17 protein-coding genes are annotated in these 17,952 nt (G+C 76.0%); 9 read left to right on the top strand and 8 right to left on the bottom strand.

The window, feature by feature from the left end; genetic code table 11:
- The 4 genes from OMK64_RS18340 to OMK64_RS18325 all read right to left on the bottom strand — a co-directional run.
- On the bottom strand, positions 1-895 hold an 895-nt coding region (locus OMK64_RS18340), incomplete at its 3' end, for a glycoside hydrolase family 5 protein (protein ID WP_272729802.1).
- Positions 896-1,217: 322 nt separating this feature from the next.
- Positions 1,218-3,230: an acetate--CoA ligase gene (gene acs, locus OMK64_RS18335; RefSeq protein WP_272729801.1), complete on the bottom strand. Its 2,013-nt coding sequence runs from the start codon at positions 3,228-3,230 to the stop codon at positions 1,218-1,220.
- A 129-nt stretch (positions 3,231-3,359) separates the two neighbouring features.
- Positions 3,360-4,223: a hypothetical protein gene (locus OMK64_RS18330; protein ID WP_272729800.1), complete on the bottom strand. Its 864-nt coding sequence runs from the start codon at positions 4,221-4,223 to the stop codon at positions 3,360-3,362.
- A 50-nt stretch (positions 4,224-4,273) separates the two neighbouring features.
- Positions 4,274-5,212, bottom strand: a complete 939-nt coding sequence (locus OMK64_RS18325) for a formate/nitrite transporter family protein (RefSeq protein ID WP_272729799.1) — start codon at positions 5,210-5,212, stop codon at positions 4,274-4,276.
- 90 nt (positions 5,213-5,302) lie between these two features.
- Between OMK64_RS18325 and OMK64_RS18320 the strand changes: the two genes are divergently transcribed.
- Positions 5,303-6,424 (top strand): NADH:flavin oxidoreductase/NADH oxidase, encoded by a 1,122-nt coding sequence (locus OMK64_RS18320; RefSeq protein ID WP_272729798.1) that lies wholly within the window; start codon positions 5,303-5,305, stop codon positions 6,422-6,424.
- Between the two features lie 85 nt (positions 6,425-6,509).
- Here OMK64_RS18320 and OMK64_RS18315 read toward each other — a convergent pair whose 3' ends face one another.
- Positions 6,510-7,916 carry an NAD-dependent malic enzyme gene (locus OMK64_RS18315; protein WP_272729797.1) on the bottom strand — a complete coding sequence of 469 codons (1,407 nt, stop codon included), beginning with the start codon at positions 7,914-7,916 and terminating at the stop codon, positions 6,510-6,512.
- 209 nt (positions 7,917-8,125) lie between these two features.
- Between OMK64_RS18315 and OMK64_RS21155 the strand changes: the two genes are divergently transcribed.
- On the top strand, positions 8,126-9,001 hold the full coding sequence (locus tag OMK64_RS21155) for a Fic family protein (RefSeq protein ID WP_272729796.1): 876 nt from the start codon (positions 8,126-8,128) through the stop codon (positions 8,999-9,001).
- 338 nt (positions 9,002-9,339) lie between these two features.
- Here the strand turns inward: OMK64_RS21155 and OMK64_RS18305 are convergent, their stop codons facing one another.
- Entirely contained in the window at positions 9,340-10,170 is an 831-nt protein-coding gene (locus tag OMK64_RS18305; RefSeq protein ID WP_272729795.1) for an HAD family hydrolase, read from the bottom strand.
- Positions 10,171-10,712: 542 nt separating this feature from the next.
- Here OMK64_RS18305 and ssd point away from each other — a divergent pair.
- The 4 genes from ssd to OMK64_RS21150 all read left to right on the top strand — a co-directional run bounded on the left by ssd (position 10,713) and on the right by OMK64_RS21150 (position 14,419).
- Positions 10,713-11,501 carry a septum site-determining protein Ssd gene (gene ssd / locus OMK64_RS18300; protein WP_272729794.1) on the top strand — a complete coding sequence of 263 codons (789 nt, stop codon included), beginning with the start codon at positions 10,713-10,715 and terminating at the stop codon, positions 11,499-11,501.
- Positions 11,498-12,823, top strand: a complete 1,326-nt coding sequence (locus tag OMK64_RS18295; RefSeq protein ID WP_272729793.1) for a TadA family conjugal transfer-associated ATPase — start codon at positions 11,498-11,500, stop codon at positions 12,821-12,823. The genes ssd and OMK64_RS18295 overlap by 4 nt, the downstream gene beginning before the upstream one ends.
- Positions 12,824-13,142: 319 nt before the next feature.
- Positions 13,143-13,550, top strand: coding sequence for a type II secretion system F family protein (locus OMK64_RS18290; protein ID WP_272729792.1), 408 nt, complete (start codon positions 13,143-13,145; stop codon positions 13,548-13,550).
- A gap of 446 nt (positions 13,551-13,996) precedes the next feature.
- Positions 13,997-14,419 carry a type II secretion system F family protein gene (locus OMK64_RS21150; RefSeq protein ID WP_272729791.1) on the top strand — a complete coding sequence of 141 codons (423 nt, stop codon included), beginning with the start codon at positions 13,997-13,999 and terminating at the stop codon, positions 14,417-14,419.
- 167 nt (positions 14,420-14,586) lie between these two features.
- Here the strand turns inward: OMK64_RS21150 and OMK64_RS18280 are convergent, their stop codons facing one another.
- Positions 14,587-14,856 carry a hypothetical protein gene (locus OMK64_RS18280; protein ID WP_272729790.1) on the bottom strand — a complete coding sequence of 90 codons (270 nt, stop codon included), beginning with the start codon at positions 14,854-14,856 and terminating at the stop codon, positions 14,587-14,589.
- A 455-nt stretch (positions 14,857-15,311) separates the two neighbouring features.
- Here OMK64_RS18280 and OMK64_RS18275 point away from each other — a divergent pair, with 455 nt between their 5' ends.
- The 3 genes from OMK64_RS18275 to OMK64_RS18265 all read left to right on the top strand — a co-directional run bounded on the left by OMK64_RS18275 (position 15,312) and on the right by OMK64_RS18265 (position 16,647).
- Complete coding sequence (locus OMK64_RS18275; protein WP_272729789.1) at positions 15,312-15,647, top strand: DUF4244 domain-containing protein; 336 nt, start codon at positions 15,312-15,314, stop codon at positions 15,645-15,647.
- Positions 15,648-15,727: 80 nt separating this feature from the next.
- A complete protein-coding gene (locus OMK64_RS18270) occupies positions 15,728-16,270 on the top strand; it encodes a TadE family type IV pilus minor pilin (RefSeq protein ID WP_272729788.1) in 543 nt (180 codons plus the stop codon).
- Positions 16,267-16,647 carry an Rv3654c family TadE-like protein gene (locus OMK64_RS18265; protein WP_272729787.1) on the top strand — a complete coding sequence of 127 codons (381 nt, stop codon included), beginning with the start codon at positions 16,267-16,269 and terminating at the stop codon, positions 16,645-16,647. Before OMK64_RS18270 ends, OMK64_RS18265 begins: the two co-directional genes overlap by 4 nt.
- 67 nt (positions 16,648-16,714) lie before the next feature.
- Here the strand turns inward: OMK64_RS18265 and OMK64_RS18260 are convergent.
- On the bottom strand, positions 16,715-17,952 hold a 1,238-nt coding region (locus OMK64_RS18260), incomplete at its 5' end, for a DEAD/DEAH box helicase (protein ID WP_272729786.1).

Raw genomic sequence — 17,952 nt, 5'->3', positions numbered from 1 at the left:
CGACGCCGCCGCCGTTGCCCGACCACGACCAGCCGTAGTAGCCGATGCCGCGGGCCACGGCCTCGGCCATGATCGTGTCCTCGTCGGGGTTGCCGTCGGAGTGGTCGAACCCGAACTCGCCGATGACGAGCGGCAGGTTCTTCGCCTTGAACGCGTCGAGGTACGCCTTGATGGTCGACGCGTCCTTGTAGACCCCGTACATGTGCACGGAGAACAGGGTGTTGGCGTCGGGGTCCGCCGCCGCGACCGTCGCGGCCTGGTCGCGCATGATGCCCGCCCAGTCCTGACCCCAGCTCGGGGCGTCGACGACGATGTTGTGGTGCAGCCCGGCGGCGCGCAGCTTCTTGATGGCCGCGGAGGTGTCCGCCGCCCAGCCCGCGTTGGCCGTCGCGTTGTTGCCGTAGGGCTCGTTGCCGATGTTGATCTGGACGTAGTCCTCCTGGCCGATGAGCGCCGACCTGATGCCCACCCAGTAGCTCGCCGCGGTGTCGAGCGTGACCGCGCCCGACTGCTCGCCGTAGCCCGTCGTGTCGTGGTTCTCGAGCATGCAGATCAGCTTGTTCGCCTTGCACAGGCTGATGATGTTCGCGACGTCGGCCGCGTCGTTCTTCGTCCAGCGGTCGCCTCCCGACAGCACGACGCGCAGCGCGTTGGCGCCGGCCGCGCGGATCGCGGGGATCGCCGTCGCGGTCTGCGACGTGTACCAGGTGTGGGCGTGGCTCACGCCGCGCGCGACGAACGGGGTGCCGTCCTTCTCGACGAGCTGCGTGCCGGAGACGCGCAGGCCGGGCGGGGTGGCGGCGTGCGCCGCCGTCGAGACGAGCGACACCGCGCCCAGGGCGACGACCGCCGACGCCAGGGCGGCGCCGGTGAGCAGGGACAGGCGGGATCTCATGGACATCCTCGTTTCCGGGTGTGTGACGACCGCCGCGAGCCCGGGTTCCAGCTCGACGCCCGCGCCGGTGCGGACCGTTGGTCGCACCCGCCCGCCGTTCCGCCGGCCGGTCGACGGGCGGGTGCCGGGCGCCCACACAACCAGGGCGGGAAAGCGTCCCCCAGAGCCCTAAACGCTTCACCGGTCGAGCCGTCGGACGGGATCTCCCGATAGGGTCGCCCGCCGCTCCGGGCCAGCCGCCCCCGGACGCACGACGACCCGGTCCCGGGGACCGCTGCGGGGTCGCGAGCGGTACCCGGAACCGGGTCGACGAGGTCCGCTGTCAGTCCTCGGACGTGGCTGCCGGCTGGGAGAGGCCCTGCGCGATCAGGTCCATGACCGACGAGTCCGCGAGGGTCGTCGCGTCGCCGACCTGGCGGTGCTCCGCGACGTCGCGCAGCAGGCGCCGCATGATCTTGCCGGACCGCGTCTTGGGCAGCTCCTGCACGACCAGGATCTGCCGCGGCTTCGCGATCGGGCCGATCTCCTTCGCGACGTGGTTGCGCAGCTCGGTCTGCACCTCGTCGCCGGATTTGTCGGCGCCCCCGGCCCCGCCGCGCAGGATCACGAACGCGACGACGGCCTGACCGGTCGTCTCGTCCGTCGCACCGACGACCGCGGCCTCGGCGACCCACGGGTGCGACACGAGCGCGGACTCGATCTCGGTCGTCGACAGGCGGTGGCCGGACACGTTCATGACGTCGTCCACGCGGCCGAGCAGCCAGATGTCGCCGTCGTCGTCCTTCTTCGCCCCGTCGCCCGCGAAGTACAGGCCCGGGAACCGCGACCAGTAGGTGTCCTTGTAGCGCTCGGGGTCACCCCAGATGCCGCGCAGCATCGACGGCCACGGCTCGGTCAGCACGAGGTAGCCGCCGCCGCCGTCCGGGACCGGGCGCGCCTCGTCGTCCACGACGTCCGCCGCGATGCCCGGCAGCGGCACCTGCGCCGACCCCGGCTTCGCCGCGGTGACCCCCGGCAGCGGGCTGATCATGATCGCGCCCGTCTCCGTCTGCCACCACGTGTCGACGACCGGCGTGCGGTCGCCGCCGATGACGCGGCGGTACCACATCCACGCCTCGGGGTTGATGGGCTCGCCCACCGAGCCGAGGACGCGCAGCGACGACAGGTCGAACTGCGCGGGGATCTCCTCGCCCCACTTCATGCACGTGCGGATCGCCGTCGGCGCCGTGTAGAGGATCGAGACCTTGTACTTCTGGACGATCTCCCACCAGCGGCCGCGGTGCGGGGTGTCGGGCGTGCCCTCGTAGATGACCTGCGTCGCGCCGTTCACGAGCGGCCCGTACACGACGTACGTGTGCCCGGTGATCCAGCCGATGTCCGCCGTGCACCAGTAGACGTCGGTCTCCGGCTTGAGGTCGAAGACGTTGCGGTGCGTGTACGCCGCCTGGGTCAGGTAGCCGCCCGTCGTGTGGAAGATGCCCTTCGGCTTCCCGGTCGTCCCCGACGTGTAGAGGATGAACAGCGGGTGCTCGGCGTCGAGCTCGACCGGCGTGTGCTGGTCCGACGCGGAGTCCACGACGTCGTGCCACCAGACGTCGCGGCCCTCGGTCCACGCGACGTCCTGCTCCGTGCGCCGCACGACGAGCACGTGCTCGACCGACGGTGTGCCCTTCTCGAGCGCCTCGTCGACGGCCGGCTTGAGCGCGGACGGCGCCCCGCGGCGGTACCCGCCGTCCGCCGTGACGACGAGCTTCGCCTCCGCGTCGACGATGCGCGACGCGAGCGCCTCGGCCGAGAAGCCGCCGAAGACGACCGAGTGCGGCGCGCCGATCCGCGCGCACGCGAGCATCGTCACGACCGCCTCGGGGATCAGCGGCATGTAGATCGCGACCCGGTCGCCCGTGCCGACGCCGAGCGCCGTGAACGCGTTCGCCGCCTTCGAGACCTCGCGCTTCAGGTCCGCGTACGTCAGCGAGCGGGTGTCGCCGCCCTCGCCCTCGAAGTGCAGCGCGACCCGGTCGCCGCGGCCCTCCTCGACGTGCCGGTCCACGGCGTTGTACGCCGCGTTCAGCTTCCCGTCGGCGAACCACGTCGCGAAGGGCGCCTGCGACCAGTCGAGCGTCTGCGTGAACGGCGTCGACCAGGTCAGCAGCTCGCGCGCCTGGTCCGCCCAGAACGACGGACGGTCGGCCGCGGCCCACGCGTACAGGTCGCCGTGGGCGTTCGCCTGCGCGGCGAACTCGGGGGACGGGGGGAAGCGGCGGTCCTCGGAGAGCAGGTTCTCCAGCCCGGCGGGCTTCTCGGCGGACTCGGCAGCGGGGGTGGTGTCGGTCACGTGCGACCTCCTGTGCGCAACGACGTCGGTGCGGAACCCGGGAGCGACCGGGTCAGAACAGGCACTCTAGCCGCGCCCGATCGGCGTCCGCCCGCGTGGTTCACCAGGTGCGACGGCGCCGCGCGTCCGTCAGACGCGGTGCCGCTCGCGGAACTCCCCGAGGTGCACGCCCCGCCGGCGGGCGACGGCCGCCACGACACCGACCAGCAGGACGAGGAACCCCGCGACCAGCAGCGTGCCCGACGTGCCCGCGACCGTCACCTGCGTGACCGTGAGGCGCCAGCCGGTGTCGTCGAGGACGCCCAGCGTCTGGGAGCGCGCGATCGACGGCGCGAAGAGGTAGAAGCCGCCCGCGGCCGTGAGCAGCGCACCGCCCGTGATCGGGACGGCCGCCGACCAGATGCCGAGCAGCGCGACCAGCCCGAGCAGCAGCAGGCCGATCGACAGCAGGACGATGCCGAGCACCTCCGTCGAGCTGTCCCACCCGTCGACCTGCGCGGCGAGGATGCGCGCCTGGCCGACGAGCACGAGCCCGACGCCCGCGGGCGCGAGCAGCAGACCGAGGACCGCGCCGAGGACGTGCGCGCCGAAGCTCGTCGAGCGCGGCGCGTTCGGAGCGGGGAACAGCGCGTCGTCGCCGTCGCCCCGCGGCGCGTTCGGCGGCACGCTGCCCTGCGGGCCGGTCGGTGCGCCGGGGGTGGTGGGCTGGGCCGGGGTGGCCGAGGTGCGGGACGGCGCGGCCGTCGCGGGTCCGGTCGCCGTGGGCGGGGTCGACCCGGTCGCGGAGGTGAAGGTCTCGTGCGTCGCAGGGCCGGACGCATCCGTCGCGGGCGTGAAGGTCTCGGTCCCGGAGCTGTCGGGCTCGGGCGGCGGGGTCGGCGACGGGCGCACGACGGCGTGCCGGCCGGTGTCGGTGCTCGGCGGCTCGGGAGTGGCGGTCGACGCGTCCGGCGTCGGGTCCGCCGACGGGCGGGTCGGGTCGGAGGTGCTCATCGCGTCTCCTCAGGTGATGGTGCGCATGCGCCTCGTCGGCGCCGTTCGCCTCACCGTATTGCCGCGGGCACCGCCTCGCCGTTCGGCACGGCCGTGTCGTGCGGGGCGTGCCCGGGCAGGCCCATCGCCACGACCCGGTGACCGCCCGCCGCGCCGAGCTGCGCGGGGACGTCCCCGACGTCCTGCGCCGCCCACCGCGCGACCTGCGTGGTGGCACGCGGCGCGCGGACCCCGTAGGCGTACGCCGCCCCGACGAGGACCGCGCCGCCCACCAGGTTGCCCAGCCCCACGAGCGCGAGGTTGCGCGCCATCTCCGCGACCGTCGCGCCCGGCAGCCCGCCGAGCAGCCCGAGCGAGAAGGTCGTCATGTTCGCGACGACGTGCTCGAAGCCCGACGTGATGAACACCATGACGCACGCGAACACGAGCGCGATCCTCGCGCCCTCGCTCGTCAGCCGCGCCCCGCACCAGATCGCGAGGCAGACGAGCAGGTTGCACAGGACGCCGCGGACGAACAGCTGCCCGGCGGTCTCGTGCGCCTTGTGCTCGAGCATCGTCGCGATCGTCGCGCCGCCCGCCGTGCCCGGTCCGACGACGCCCGACGCGTGCACGAGCGCCGCGAACGCCATCGACCCGAGCAGGTTGCCGCCGGTCACGGCGAGCAGCGTCAGCCCCGCGCGGCCCCACGGCACGCGGCCGAGCATCGCGCCCTGCGTGAGGATCATCATCGCGGAGGTCGCGAGCTCCGCCCCGGCGACGACGACGATCGTCAGCGCGACCCCGAAGACCAGGCCCTTGACCAGCGGCGCGAAGCCCGAGCCCGCCGCCTCGAGCGGACCACCCGCCGTCGCGAGGATCAGGACGCCGATGCCGATGTACGCGCCGGCGAGCATCGTGCGGACGAGGAAGACGCCCGGCGTGGCCATGAGGTCGACCTTGTGGCGCGCCGCGTCGGCCTGCGCGAGCGCGGCGTCGGAGATGGGGAGCACCGGACCACTGTCCTCCCGGCTCACGTCCGAGTCGTGGGACGAAAGACCGCCCGGGAATCCGCGCGGGGCTCGTCGCGGTTGGCTCCCGACGTGACCCGACTGTTCTCCCCGCTCACCCTCCGCGGCACCACGTTCGCCAACCGCGCGTGGCTCGCGCCCATGTGCCAGTACTCCGCCGTCGACGGCCACCCGACCGACTGGCACCTCGTGCACCTCGGTGCGCGCGCGTCCGGCGGCTACGGGCTGCTGCTCGCCGAGGCCACCGCCGTCGTCGCCGAGGGCCGGATCTCGCCGCGCGACACCGGGCTGTGGGACGACGCGCACGTCGCGTCGTGGCGGCGGATCACCGACTTCGTGCACGCACGCGGGACGCGCATCGGCGTGCAGCTCGCGCACGCCGGCCGCAAGGCGTCGACGCGCGCGCCGTTCGAGCCCGTCGAGGGGTCCGTGGGCGTCGACGAGGGCGGCTGGCCGACCCTCGGGCCGGGCGCCGAGCCGTTCCCCGGGTACGACGCGCCGACCGCGATGACGACGGAGCACGTGGCCGCCGTCCCGGCGCAGTTCGCGGCCGCCGCCCGACGCGCGCTCGACGCCGGGTTCGACGTCGTCGAGGTGCACGCCGCGCACGGCTACCTGCTGCACCAGTTCCTCTCGCCGCTCACCAACTCGCGCGACGACGAGTACGGCGGCTCGCCCGAGAACCGCGCGCGCCTGCTCGTCGAGACCGTCGACGCCGTGCGCGCCGTCTGGCCCGACGACCTCCCGCTGCTCGTGCGCGTCTCGGCGACCGACTGGGTGCCCGGCGGCCTCGACGTCGCCGACGTCGCCGCCGTCGTGAAGGACCTCGCCGGGCACGGCGTCGACCTCGTCGACGTGTCCACGGGTGGCAACGCGCCCGCGACCATCCCGGTCGGCCCCGGCTACCAGGTGCCCGCCGCGCGGACGGTGCGCGAGACGTCCGGCCTGCCCGTCGCCGCCGTCGGTCTCATCACGTCGCCGGAGCAGGCCGAGCAGGCGCTCGTCGACGGTGCCGCCGACGCCGTGCTGCTCGGTCGCGTCGCGCTGCGCGACCCGTCGTGGCCGCTGCGTGCCGCGCACGAGCTCGGCGTGCCGACGTCCGCGCTCCCCGTCGCCGACGGCGTGTCGGACGTCGACGGGCTGCCCGACGTCACCGGCTGGCAGCCGCAGTACGTGCGCGGCGCCTGGCGCTGACCCGACCGGCCGGGGCCGTCGCGGCCGACGCCGCGGCGGCCCTGGTCGTTCCCGGGCGCGGCGCGTCCCGCTCGCCGGGCGCCCGTCAGGTGGTCGCGGGGGCCTCCGCGTCGTCGCGGGCCACGCGCTCCACGGCCGCCGCGACGACCGTCGCCACGTCCGGGTGGAACACGCTCGGGACGATGTACGTCGGGTTCAGCTCGTCGTCGGTGACCGTCGACGCGAGCGCGTACGCCGCGGCGAGCAGCATCCGGTCGGTGATCTTGTGCGACTGTGCGTCGAGCAGCCCGCGGAACAGGCCGGGGAACGCGAGCACGTTGTTGATCTGGTTCGCGAAGTCCGACCGGCCCGTGCCGACCACCGCCGCGTAGCGGGCCGCGTCGTCGGGGTCCACCTCGGGGCGCGGGTTCGCGAGCGCGAAGACGATCGCGTCCCGGCCCATCGTCGAGACGTCCTGCGCGGTGATGACGTCGGGCGCGGACACCCCGATGAAGACGTCCGCGCCCGCCAGGGCCTGCGGGATCGTGCCCGTCACACCCCGCGGGTTCGTCACCGACGCGGTCCACCGCAGCGACTCCGGCAGCCCCGGCCGGTCCGCGTGCACGACGCCCTCGATGTCGGCGACGACCACGTCGCGTGCGCCCGCCGCGAGCAGCAGCCGCAGCACCGCCGTGCCTGCCGCGCCCGCGCCGGACAGCACGATCCGCACCGTGCCGATGTCCTTGCGGACCACCTTGAGCGCGTTCGTCAGCGCCGCGACCACGACGATCGCCGTGCCGTGCTGGTCGTCGTGGAACACCGGGATGTCGAGCCGCTCGCGCAGCCGCCGCTCGACCTCGAAGCACCGCGGCGCCGAGATGTCCTCGAGGTTGATCCCCGCGAACGCCGGCGCGATCGCCACGACCGTCTCGACGATCTGGTCGACGTCCGTCGTGTCCAGGACCAGCGGGAACGCGTCGATCCCCGCGAACCGCTTGAACAGCACCGCCTTGCCCTCCATCACGGGCAGCGCCGCGAGCGGGCCGATGTTGCCCAGCCCCAGCACGGCGGTCCCGTCGGTGACCACCGCGATCGTGTTCCGCTTGATCGTCAGGCGGCGCGCGTCCTCCGGACGGGCCGCGATCGCCTCGCACACGCGCGCCACGCCCGGCGTGTACGCCATCGACAGGTCGTCGCGGTTGCGCAGCGGCACCTTCGACTCGATCGACAGCTTGCCGCCCAGGTGCATGAGGAACGTCCGGTCGCTCACGCGGTCCACGACCACGCCGCGCAGGTCCTTGAGCGTCGCGACGATGTCCGCCGCGTGCTGCTCGCCGCGCGTCGCGCACGTGACGTCGACCGTCATCTGCTCGTGGCCCGACGCCGTGACGTCGAGCGCCGTGACGATCCCGCCGGCCTCCTCGATCGCGGTCGTCAGCTCGCTGACCGCCGTCGGCCTGGCCTGCACCTGGAGCCGGGCGGTGATGGACGAGGACACGCTCGGCGACGCCATGCGCCTCATTCTGGCCCGCTGTGCGGGTCGCGTCTCGGCATCGACGCGGCGGGCGCGGTCTCGGTGCGGCGGACGCGGTGTCCGGCGGGGAGCCCGTGCGGCGGACGCGGTGTCCGGCGGGGAGCCCGTGCGGCGGGAGGAGCGTCGGGCGGGGAGCTGAGGCATGACGCGTGCGTCGGCGCCGCGGCGGCGGCTCGTAGGGTGTGCCGGTGCCCGCCGACCCCCTCGCCCCGCTCGTCGACCTCCCCGGCGTCGCCGAGGCCGTCGACGCGGCGCGCGCCGGGTGCGAGGGCCTGCGGTGGCACGAGGCGTACCGGCGACGGTGGCGCGAGGTGCGCGCCGAGGCCGGGCTGCGCAGCGCGCGCGCCAGCGCGGCGGTCGACGGCGCCCGCGTCACGCTCGACGTCGTGCGCGGGCTCGCGACGGGTGCGGCGCCCGACGGGCCGGGCGACGCGGCGCTGCCCGGACGGTCGGACCCGCACGTCGAGCGGGCGCTCGGGGCGGTGCGCGCGGCGGCCGCCGTCGAACGCCTCATGCCGGACCTCGGCGCGCGCGGGTCCGCGACGCTCCCGCCCCTCCCGCAGCTCCTCGCGCGGCTGCACGCCGCAACCGCTGCCGGCTGGCTCGACGACGACGCCGTCGGGCGCGTGCGCGGCACCGCCGCACCGCAGGACCTGACCGGCCTCGGACCGGCGCCCCTCGGCGACGAGGTCGCGGCGCGGCTGGACCTGCTCGGGCGGACCGTCTCGACGACGCGCGCACCCGCGCTCGTCGTCGCCGCCGTCGTGCACGGCGAGCTCCTCACGCTCCGGCCCTTCGCAGCGGGCAACGGCGTCGTCGCGCGGGCCGCGGCACGCCTGCTCGTCACCGCGCGTGGGCTCGACCCGACCGGGTCCGTGGTCGCGGAGGCCAGCTGGGCGGGGACACCGCACGCCTATCTCGGGGCGGCCGCCGGGTTCGCGACCGGCACGCCCGACGGGGTCGCGGCCTGGGTGCGGGCCTGTGCGGGAGCCGTCGTCGACGGGGCGGAGCGGGCCAGGCACGTCGCGGACGGGGTACTGGCCGGTCGCCTGCCCGCGGACTGAGCGCGGGGGACGGGCGCCGTCGGAGGCGAGGCGGTGGCGGCCGCCGACACGACGACGGCGCCCCGAGGGACGCCGCCGCCGAACGGTGGCCGGAGGGTGATCAAGCGTGCACCAGTCCAGTCGCTACGGGTCGAGCCCGGTCGACCTGCCCAGAGGTGGGCAATCCTGCGCGTGGGTGCCCTCGCGGCCATCCAGTTGTGAGTCCTTGGTACCTCAGGGCGCGACGGTTGGGAACCGGTCGGGGTGACGCCCCTGCACAGCACCGCGGCCTGACCACATGGCGGGACGCGTGCCCGACATGCGGAACGTGCTGCCGTGCCGATGCGGGCCGTGGGCGGTCAGCGCGTGCGGCGGCGCTGCCGCCACGCGAACCACGCGACGAGCGCGCACCCGGCGACCAGCACCGCGGTGGCGACCGCGACGGTCCGCCCGGACGGCCGCACGAGGGAGAACAGCGCCACCGGGCGGCTGAACGAGAGCGTGTCCCACCCGCGCTCTGCCGCGACCCGCCGCAGCGCACGGTCGGGGTTGACCGCGAAGCCGTGGCCGACGGCCGCGAGCATCGGCACGTCCGTGATCGAGTCCGAGTACGCGTAGCTCGACGCGAGGTCGTAGCCGCGCGCGGCGGCGAGCTCGCGGATCGCCGTCGCCTTGTTCTCGCCGTACGCGTAGAAGTCGATGTCACCCGTGTACCGGCCGTCGCTGACGCCCATCCGCGTCGCGATCACGTGGTCGGCGCCCAGCACCGCGGCGATCGGCTCGACGATCTCGCTCCCCGACGCCGACACGATGACGACGTCGTGACCGGCCTCGTGGTGCTCCTCGATGAGCGCGACCGCCTCGGCGTAGACCGCGGGGTCGATGGACTCGTGCAGGGTCTCGGCGACGATCGAGGACACCTGCGCGACGTCCCAGCCGGTCACCATCCGCGACAGCTGCGCACGCAGCCGCTCCGTCTGCGTCTCGTCGGCCCCGCCCACCAGGTACAGGAACTGCGCGTACGCCGTCCGCAGGACCGAGCGCCGCGTGAGGAGCCCGCCCGCCATGAACGGTCGGGAGAAGGCCGTCGCGGAGGACGTCGCGATGATCGTCTTGTCGAGGTCGAAGAACGCCGCCGCCTGGTCCGCGCCGGCGGGCGCGGCCGTCGGGCTGGTCGGGCTGTCGTCCATCGCGCTCCCGGGGACGGGTCGTCGGGCCGGCCGGCCTGGTGCGTCGTGCCGACCGTGGTCGCGGCGAGCCTAGCCACCGGGGCCGACGTGCGGGCCGACACACCGGTGCCCGTGCTGCGACGCGCCGTCCGACGCGCGGCCGTGAAGCCGCAGGTCATCGACGTCGAGCACCCCTGACCGTGCGCGACGCTCAGCGAGGACCGTGCGCGACGCTCAGCGAGCGGACCGCAGCCGGACCGCGGAGCACCGCGTCGGCGAGCCGACCGCACCGGCCGTGCGCGCCCGCACGGGCCATGCGCGCCCGCACCGGCGGTCCACCTCCGCATCGAGCCGACCACAGCCCGGCGCGAGAGCGCCGCGTCCACGGGCGGCCGGGCTGCGCGCGGGGGACGCCGCTCACGCGAGCAGGCTGCGCAGACGTCGACCCGGTCCTCGCCGCGCGGCGTCGCACGAGTCGACTCGACCACGAGGAAGGAGACGCGGTGGACGTGCTCATGGGGACGCACCGACCTCCGGCTGCGGAACGACCTCCGGACCTCGGGGTGACCCGCGAGGTCGCGGGCGGGCTGCTGCGGGCGCCGGTGGTGCCGTCGCGCCCGACCGCGCGCGGGTGGGGGGATCCGTCGGCACCACCGCCATGGCGGGCGCACGTCGTCGGTGTCGTCGGCGCGCGCGGCGGCGCGGGCGCGTCGAGCCTCGCCGCGGCGCTCGCCCGCGCGACGTCCACCACGACGGCGACCGCCCTCGTCGACCTGGACGGTGGCTGCGGCGGTCTCGACGTGCTCCTCGGGCTCGAGGGTGCGGACGGCGTCCGCTGGCCGGACCTCGCGGACGCGCGCGGCGACGTGGACGGTGACGACCTCGTCGCGCTGCTCCCGCGCTGGGGCGCGACCGCGGTGCTCAGCGCCGACCGCGCCCGACCCCACCCACCCGAGCCCGCGGTCGTCGCCGACGTGCTGCACGCCCTGTCGCGCACGGTCGGCGTGCTCGTCCTCGACCTCGACCGGTCGCGGGTCGTCGCCGGCGAGTCGGTCGCCGCGGTGTGCGACACCGTGCTGGTCGTCGCGCCCCGCGACCTGCGGGCGACCGCGGGCGCCCTCGCGCTCCGGCACGTGCTCGACGTGCCGGGCGCCGACGTCGGCCTCGTCGTCCGCGGCCCCGCGCCGGGCGGCCTGGGCGCCGCCGAGGTCGCGGAGGCCGTCGGGCTGCCCTTGCGCGCGGTGCTGCCCGTCGACCGCCGGCTGGCCGCGGGCACCGAGCACGGCGGCATCCCGGGCACCGGTCCGTTCATCCGTGCCGTCCGGCGCCTCGCCGCGGGGCTCCTCCGATGACCGCACGCGGTCAGGGGCCGCGCCGGGGACTCGTCGACGCGGCCTTCCTCGACGAGGTGAGGGCCCTCCTGACGGCGCAGGCCGGGACGGGTGCGGGTGGGGGAGCCGCTGCGGCCACCGACGACGAGGTGCGCGCAGCGGTCGACGCGACCGTCCGCCGACGCGGCTCCGTCGTCGGGTCGAGCGGTCTCGCCGGGCTCGTGCGGACGGTCCGCGAGGAGGTGTACGGGGCAGGACCGCTCCAGCACCTGCTGGACGACCCCGACGTCACGGACGTGCTCGTCAACGGCCCCGACGACGTCTGGGTCGAGCACGCCGGGCGGCTGCGCAGGACCGCCGTGCACCTCGGCGGCGTCGACGGCGTGCGTGCGCTCGCGGTCCGGCTCGCCGCCGCCGGCGGGCAGCGCCTCGACGAGGCCAGCCCGACCGTCGACGCGCGCCTGCCGGACGGGACGCGGCTGCACGCGGTCCTGCCGCCCGTCGCCGGTGGGTGCACGCTGCTGAGCCTGCGCGCCGTGCGCGTGCGGGCGCTGTCCGTCGTCGAGCTCGTGGCGGGCGGGACGCTCGCGCCCGCGCTCGTGCCCGTCGTCCGGGCGCTCGTGACGTCCCGCGCGAACCTGCTCGTGTCCGGTGCCACAGGGTCGGGGAAGACCACGCTGCTCGCGGCGCTGCTCTCGCTCGTACCGCCCGACGAGCGGATCGTCGTCATCGAGGAGTCGGGCGAGCTCGCGCCGCGCCACCCGCACGTCGTGCGGCTGCTCGCGCGGCACGCCAACGTCGAGGGCGCGGGTCGCGTCGAGCTCGCCGACCTCGTCCGGCAGTCGCTGCGCATGCGGCCCGACCGGGTCGTGCTCGGCGAGTGCCGAGGGGCCGAGGTCCGTGAGGTCCTCGCGGCGCTCAACACCGGTCACGACGGCGGGTGCGCCACCGTCCACGCGAACGCGGCCGCCGACGTCCCGGCACGGCTCGAGGCCCTCGCGGCGCTCGCCGGGCTGTCGCGCGACGCCGTCGCCGCGCAGGCCGCCAGCGCGTTCGACGCCGTCCTGCACCTACGCCGCACTGCCGACGGGAGGCGCTACCTCGCCGAGGTCGCGGTGGTCCGCCGGTCGGCGACGGGAGAGCTCGAGGTCGTGGGTGCGCTGCGCGCCGACGCCGCGGGTGTCGTCACCGTCGAGCCCGCGTGGGAGCACCTGTCCGCTCGCCTGGGCCTGCCGGCGTCCGGCCCGGCCGGTGCGGCGTCGGTGGACCCCTCGGCCACGGCCCGGCCTGGCGGTTGCGGGGCGCCGGCTCTCGGACCCGGTGGACGAGGCCGCGATGGGTGAGTGTCTCCTCGTGTTGGCCACCGTCGTCGCCGGGCTGCTCGCCGTGACGCGCGGGAGGACGGTGCGTGCGGTCCGCGGGTGGGAGAGGTGGCCGCCGACAGATCCCGGCGGACGGCGTCGTCCACCTGCGGCCGAGGGGCGCGTGCGCGCGGTGGGCGGGATTCCGGCGGCGTTCAGTGTGGGCCGCGCCGGCCGCCGTGGAGGAGCTCGTCCGGTCGACCTCGTCGCAGTCCTGCACGACACAGCCGCGCGTCTGCGCAGCGGTGCACCGCCCGGCGCGGCGTGGTCGGACGCCCTCGGACGGGCCGGGGTCGGCGACGTGCCGACCGTCGAGCAGCTCGTCGGCCCGGCAGCGTCGCGTCGCCGCGAGGACGCCGCTCGAGCCCGGGCGGTCGTCGCAGCGGCGCGGCTCGCCGCCGACCTCGGAGCCCCGCTCGCCGACGTGCTGGAGGGTGTCGCGGGTGCGGTGGCCGCCGACGAGGAGCACGACGCCGACGTCGCGACCGCGCTCGCAGGGCCCCGCGCCACTGCCCGCGTGCTGCTCGTCCTGCCGGTGGCCGGCGTCCTGCTCGGCACGCTGCTCGGCGCCGACCCGCTCGGCGTCATGACCCGTGGCGGTGTCGGCACCGGATGCGCCCTGCTCGGCGCCACCCTGCTCGTCGTCGGCAGGTGGTGGACCGGTCGGCTGCTCGCGCGCACCGTCGACGCGGGACGGCTGCGCACGTGAGCGTGCTCGTGCTGCTCGCGGCACTCGCGTCGCTGCCCGTTGCCGCGGCGTGCCGCAGCGGAGCGCGGTCGCGGCTGCGGCAGCTCGTTCGGGGTGTGCCCGACCCGCACGCCGTTCGGGGCGTCAGCGGCGGTCGCGTCGGGCGGGCTGTCCGTGGTGATCGCGCCGTCGGAGGTGTCCGTGGTGATCGCGTCGTCGGAGGTGTCCGTGGTGATCGCGTCGTCGGAGGTGTCCGTGGTGATCGCACCGTCGGAGGTGTCCGTGGTGATCCCGGCACGTCGTCGGCGTCGGTACAGGAGGCCCGCGACGAGCGCCTCGAGCCTGGGCGTGCCGCGCTCGGTCCAGGCCGGGACGCCGGGACGCGTGGCGACGGAGGGGCGTCCGGGGGCCGGTCGGTCGCGACCCTGTCGGCGTCCGGCCGCCGGGACGCGCCCGTCGAGGTCGACGTGGCGCTCGTGCTGGCCCTCCTCGAGGCCGCGCTCGCGACGGGTTCCGCGATCCCCAGCGCTCTCGCCGCGGTCGGTCGTGCGATCGGCGGCGTCTCGGGGACCGCCCTCGAGCGTGCGGGGTCGGCGCTCGTGCTGGGCGCCGGCTGGTCGACAGCCTGGGCGGGGGCGCCACTCGCCGCCGAACCCGTCCGCGACGCGCTGGCGAGCGCGTGGAGCGCAGGCGCACCGCCGGTTCCCGGTCTGCGTGCGCGTGCCGAGCGGCTACGGCGCGAGCGACGTCGAGCCGTCCGGACCGCGGCCGCGCGGCTCGCGGTGCACCTCGTCCTCCCGCTGGGGGCGTGCTTCCTGCCCGCGTTCGTGCTCGTCGGCCTCGTGCCGATCGTGCTGTCGCTGACGGACGGGCTCGCCCTCCTGCCCTGAGCGTGACCGCGTCGCGCGACCGACGGACACGTCGGGGCGTGTCCTCAGGGGTGTACCACCCACATGTCGAGGTCCGCGCAGCCCGTCGGCACCTGGGCGAGCCAGCTCGTGTCCCCGTGGGCGAGCTCGCCGCCGCGCCACTCGACGCGGTCGCCCAGCCGGTGCCGCTACCCGACGGCGACGAGCTCGTCGCCGTCCCAGCGCGCGCCGACCGGGAGGACCGGGACGACGAGCGTCGCCGGTTCGTCCATCCGCACGACGACGCACCCGTCGACCCGGTCGAGCACTCCTGCGAGCAGTGCATCGTCGCCGCCCGGACCGGTGGGCTCGTACAGCGCGACGTCGGTCGCGGACTCCGTCGGACGCGCGGACGGGTCCCCGCACGCGGTCGCGACGAGCACGAACCCCGTGGCCAGGAGCGTGCCGCCGCGTCTCATCCGGGTGCCCTCCTCCCGCGCCGGTCGGTCGCCGGCCGAACGGCAGCCTCGCAGGGGCTGACGGCGCACGTCGTCCCTCGCCCGACGGACGAGGGGGGAGCGCGGCTCGCCCGGCTCCCGCCGGACGCGCACTCCGTCCGGCAAGACGTTCGACGTGTCCGTCAGGGGCCGGACGGCGGGGACGGTCCGGCAGTCGACCCGTGCCTGTGCCTGTGCCGAGCCCGTGCCGAGCCCGTGCCGCTGCCGGTGCTCGTCCGCGAGCGCGTGCCGGTGCCCGTACCCGAGCCCGTGCCGGTGGAGGGGCTGACCGGCGAGCCGTCCACAGGGTGGGGCGCGAACCACGTCGTCCACGACCCCGCAGTCTCCGGCACCGGCGGGCCGCGCCGCGGAGCACGGTGGGACCGCCGCAGGGCGCGGCGAGACGGGTCCTCGGCCCGTCGGCGAGAGGAGAAGACATGCGACGGACGGACGACGAGTTCACGACGCAGAAGGCCGGCTCGAGCGACGCGACGGCGCGCGTGCCGGACCCGTCGCCCGACGGCCGGGTGCGGGGGCGGCGTCTGCCGTCGAAGGCGCGGGGCGGTCGGGGCGTCCGCGCGTGCGGGCGCCTGGGGACGACGGTCGCGCAGCGAGCCCGTGCGGTCGGGGTCGACGCCGGCATGGCGACCGCGGAGTACGCGATCGTCACGCTGGCGGCTGTGGGATTCGCAGGGCTCCTCGTGGTGATCCTCAAGAGTGGGGAGGTCAAGGGCCTGCTCACCGGCATCGTGCGGCAGGCGCTCTCGCTGTGAGGACCGACGACCTGCCTCCGGATGCGCCGGTGTGCGGAGGGTCGCCGCCAGCGCGCGTCGCGTCCGACCCTCGCGGCACGGTGGCGCAGCAGCGCCCCGCGGGACGCCGGCGCGCGTCGCTCGCGGTCAGCCACGGCGCCGGGCTGCGCGCCCGGTTGTCCCGCGCGAGGCGCCAGCGCGTGTCGCTCGCGGTCGGCCGCGGCGCCGGGCTGCGGGCTCGGTTGTCCCACGCCAGGCGCCGGTGCGCGCGTCTCGCGGACAACCACCGCACCGGGGTGTGCGTCCCGGTGAAGGACGCGGGCAGCGTCACCGCGGAGCTGGCGGTCGGGCTGCCCGTCGTCATCCTGCTGCTCGTCGTGGTCTTCGCAGTCGTCGGGGCCGGGCTGACGCGCGCCCAGTGCCTCGACGGTGCCCGCGCGGGCGCGCGTGCCCTCGCGCTCGGGGAGTCCTCGGCCGAGGCGGTCGCGACCGCGCGTCGGGTCGCCGGCGACGGTTCGCGCGTCCGGACGAGCCGTGACGGCGAGTGGGTCACGGTCGTCGTCGAGGCGTCGGTGCCCGTCGGCGGGCTGCGCCTCGGTCCGCTGACGGCCCGCGGGTCCGCGTCGGCGCGGGTCGAGCCGTGACGGCGCACGCCAGGGGCGAGCGGACGCGGCGTGGGACCGGCGCCGACGACGGCTCGGTCACGGTCGTGCTCGCCGCCGTCGTCGCGGTCGCGCTCGTGCTCGCGGCCTTCCTGGGCGTCGTGGCCTCGGCACGCGCGGGTCGGCTCCAGGCGCAGACGGCGGCGGACCTGGCCGCGCTCGCGGCGGCGTCCGCGCTCCGAGCGGGTGGCGATGCCTGCGCGACGGCGCGGCTGGTCGCCGAGCGCAACGGCGCGAGCGTCAGCGCGTGCACGGACGAGGGGAACGGCGTCGTGCGGGTCGGGGCGCAGCGCCGCACGGGCGTCGGCACGGCCCTCGCGGAAGCACGAGCGGGTCCTCGGCCTGCGAGCGCCCGGTGAGGGCGGCGGGCGCAGGTGCCGCGGGTGTCGCGGATGTCGCGCCGTGGGTCAGCGGCGCGCGACGGCGTCAGGCGGGCTGGGGGGCGTGCGCGAGCACGACGTCGAGGAGGCGGACGGCTGCGGCCTTGTCGAGCGGGTTGTTCGCGTTGCCGCACTTGGGCGACTGCACGCACGCCGGGCACCCGCCTGGGCACGGGCAGGCGGCGATCGCGTCACGCGTGGCCCGCAGCCACGTCTCCGCGACGCGGAAGCCGTGCTCGGCGAACCCGGCGCCGCCCGGGTAGGCGTCGTGCACGAACACCGTCGCGAGACCTGTGTCGGCGTGGAGCGCGGTCGACAGGCCGCCGAGGTCCCAGCGGTCGCAGGTCGCGAGCAGCGGCAGGAGGCCGATCGAGGCGTGCTCGGCCGCGTGCAGCGCGCCCGGCACGTCCTCCTCGCTGATGCCGGCGGCCTCGAGCACCTGTGGCGGCGCCGTCCACCAGGCCGCGGCGGTGCGCAGCGTCCGCGGCGGCAGGTCGAGGTCGGTGGAGCCCAGCACCTGGAGGTCGGGGATGCGTTTGCGCTGGTAGCCGAGGACCTGGGTCGTCACGTCGACCGCGCCGAAGCCCCAGGTGACCGGTCCCCACGAGGTCTCCTCGTCGACCGACACGATCTCGGTCGAGGTCACCCACCGTGCCCACGTCCCGTAGTCGACGTCGCGCCGGGTCACGAGCGCCACGCCGTCCTCGAGGTGCAGCTCGTCGACGACGAACGTCGCCCCCTGGTGCACGTAGACGGCGCCGTCGTGGACGGTCGCGTCCGCGGAGGCGGCGTCGACCGTGCCGAGCAGCCGGCCGGTGACCGACTCGACCACGCGGACCGGGTCACCGCCCGAGCCGCGCAGGTCGGTGAGGCGGGTGGCCGGCTCGGCGTGCGTCCAGTACCAGCCCGACGGGCGCCGACGCAGTGCGCCACGCTCGACGAGCTCGGCGAGGAGGACGGGGGCCTGCGGACCGAACACGTCGAGCTCGTCGGCGCGCAGCGGGATCTCGGCGGCCGCCGCGCACAGGTGCGGCGCGAGGACGTACGGGTTGCCGGTGTCGAACACCGTGGCCTCGACGGGGGTGTCGAAGATCGCCTCGGGATGGTGCACGAGGAACGTGTCGAGCGGGTCCTCCCGCGCGACGAGCGCGACCAGCCCGTCCGCACCCGCGCGCCCGGCACGGCCCGCCTGCTGCCACAGCGACACGCGCGTCCCGGGCCAACCGGCGACGAGCACGGCGTCGAGCCCGGAGATGTCGATCCCGAGCTCGAGGGCGTTCGTCG

It is taken from the genome of Cellulomonas fimi (genome assembly GCF_028527925.1).
GTDB lineage: Bacteria > Actinomycetota > Actinomycetes > Actinomycetales > Cellulomonadaceae > Cellulomonas > Cellulomonas fimi_C.
The sequence above is the reverse complement of the archived record's forward strand: the minus strand, read 5'-3'. Positions and strand labels throughout refer to the sequence as shown.